Below are 2,387 nucleotides of genomic sequence, written 5' to 3'. Positions count from 1 at the left end.
TTTTGTGGAAGCCTTGGAAGCTTTTCGGACAGCGATGTCTTTCCGTTTCTTTGAGTGGCTGACCGAGAATCGGGATGTGTTTGCCGCTTACAAAGCCAGTTTAGGCTTTGTTTGGGCTTGAAATTTGTTTAAGTCCCACTACCTAATTTTCAGGGAAAAAGTACCTGAATTTTCCCCCCCAATCACTCCAATGGTCGGCACTTTTTGAGGGGAAAAAAGTCCAAAAGTCTTATCCAACAAGGTTTTTAGATTTATTCAGCAAACCCTACCTAGGGTTTGAACGAGCCAATTGGCGATCGCAATCTCGGCATGTTCCGCTTACCTTATTCGCTAAAAAGCATACAGGATAAAGGTTACAGCAATTTTAAAACCCTTCCCTTAAAAAATTAAGCGAACAATGAGTTATTACCCTTTGCCGTCCTCAGCAATACCGATGATCCCGAACAGGTGTTAAGTCAGGTGTCCCGTTCTTTAGAAACTATCCCCGAAAAACAGGTACAAAGCAATCTCGCTGCCGCTACCAGTATTCTCGCTGGGTTAGTATTAAATCGAGAGACGATTAAAAAAATCCTTCGGAGTGAGATTATGAGAGAATCAGTCATCTATCAAGATATTTTAGAAGAAGGCAGAGAGGAAGGAGTATTAACCGCTAAATTAAACTCTATTCCCCGTTTATTGGCTTTAGGATTAAGTGTAGAACAAATTGCCCAAACTTTAGACTTAGATATTGAACAAGTACCACAAGTCATTGAGGGACAAAATTGAGTGAAAACGGACAGTATTTTCTATCGTCTCTTTGAGACTTTTCCCGAAAGTTTCTTTGATTTGCTCAATCTTCCCCCAGAAACCGTCAATCATTATCAATTTTCCTCCCTAGAAGTTAAACAACTCGCTTTTCGTTTAGATGGGGTCTTTCTTCCCGATAACCTGAATGAACCGATTTACTTTGTTGAGGTACAATTTCAAAAAGATGAACGGTTTTACTCGCGCTTTTTTAGTGAAATATTTCTCTATTTTCATCAAAGTGAGAGTAATAACAATTGGCAAGGGGTGATCATTTATCCTCATCCTGGAATTGAAAATAGTCCCAAATCTCGTTATCAAGAATTCTTTGAGTCAGGACGGGTTAACTGTTATTATCTGAATCAATTAGATGAGGGGGATTCTCTGGGGGTAAAAGTGTTACAATTAATTGTGGAATCGGAACCAAACACCTTAACCCAAGGAAAAGAACTGATTCAACAAGTTAGACAACAATTTCAGGAGTCTTTAAAAAGACAGGACATTCTAGAATTAATTGAGACAATTCTCATTTATAAATTACCGAAATTAAACCGTAAGGAGATAGAAGCTATGTTTAGTTTAAGTGATTTAAGAGAAACTAAGGTTTATCAAGAAGCTTTAGAGGAAGGAGAATTATCCGCTAAAAAAAGCCTAATTTTGCGTCAGCTAAACTTAAAGCTAGGTTCTATTCCTTTAAATATAGAACAAAAAATTAAACAGTTAAATCCTAATCAATTGGATAATTTAGCTCTTGCTTTATTGGATTTTTCGGATTTGGAAGATTTGCACCAATGGTTAAATTAATAGGATGAAGTACAGTCGTCAACCCAACCTATAAGATTAGCTTACTGCTACCCAGTGCCTTCGGCATCCCACTAATAATTTTTGATCATTAATTCTCTACCAGATGCCGCCGCTCCTTGTTTATAATTATTCATGCCATACTGAAGATTACACTCGATAATATGGGCAAAATCAAAGAGTTTTCTGATCTCTGGACAATCATCGTAGGTAATTAACCATTTAGCCTGACATTGACGCATATTATCGGCAAAACGTTGATGATCGAAGCTGGTATGTAAATTACCTCTCACACCGTACAAACGGGATTTTGTGGCACTATAGTAGGGGGGATCGAGGAAGATAAAAACTTCTTTTCCCTCAGCAAATAATAATTCTTCGTAGTCTTGGTTAGTAATTTTTACTGATGCTAATAACGGCGCAATTTGAGTTAATCTGGCCATTGATGAATCAGTAAATCTACTGGTAAAAGCTGCTTGAGAATAACCTCCCGAATCCACTGTTCCCGAAAAAGTAATCCGATTTAAGATAAAAAAACGCACCGCTTTTTCAAAATCGGTTAACTTTAAATCTTCCCTTGTCAAATCTTGAAATAATTCTCGTCCGCTATCATATTTTTGTTTAATTTCTGTTATTTTTGTTACCAATAACTCAATATTTTCTTGAGCGCATTGCCAGAAACAATATAAATCATAATTTAAGTCATTAATCCAATAGGTTTTTATTTGTTGTCCAAAGAGTTGCTTAACAGCAAAAAACACAGAACCACCACCAAAAAAAGGTTCTCGATATTCCCTAATATT

General features: G+C 36.8%; 2 protein-coding genes and 2 pseudogenes. 3 read left to right on the top strand and 1 reads right to left on the bottom strand.

What is annotated here, in order from left to right; genetic code table 11:
* Positions 1 to 124: 124 nt before the first annotated feature.
* The 3 genes and pseudogenes from O9295_RS27765 to O9295_RS07510 all read left to right on the top strand — a co-directional run bounded on the left by O9295_RS27765 (position 125) and on the right by O9295_RS07510 (position 1,587).
* Positions 125 to 350 (top strand): annotated as a pseudogene (locus O9295_RS27765) (hypothetical protein).
* A 52-nt stretch (positions 351 to 402) separates the two neighbouring features.
* Positions 403 to 765, top strand: a pseudogene (locus O9295_RS07515) (RpnC/YadD family protein); the annotation flags it as partial.
* Positions 766 to 1,587 (top strand): Rpn family recombination-promoting nuclease/putative transposase, encoded by an 822-nt coding sequence (locus tag O9295_RS07510; RefSeq protein ID WP_288032551.1) that lies wholly within the window; start codon positions 766 to 768, stop codon positions 1,585 to 1,587.
* A 71-nt stretch (positions 1,588 to 1,658) separates the two neighbouring features.
* Here the strand turns inward: O9295_RS07510 and O9295_RS07505 are convergent.
* Positions 1,659 to 2,387 (bottom strand): DNA adenine methylase (locus O9295_RS07505; protein WP_288032550.1); only part of this gene is annotated, 729 nt, incomplete at its 5' end.

The organism is Microcystis sp. LE18-22.4A (assembly GCF_027531105.1).
Taxonomy (GTDB): Bacteria; Cyanobacteriota; Cyanobacteriia; order Cyanobacteriales; family Microcystaceae; genus Microcystis; species Microcystis aeruginosa.
The sequence above is the reverse complement of the archived record's forward strand: the minus strand, read 5'-3'. Positions and strand labels throughout refer to the sequence as shown.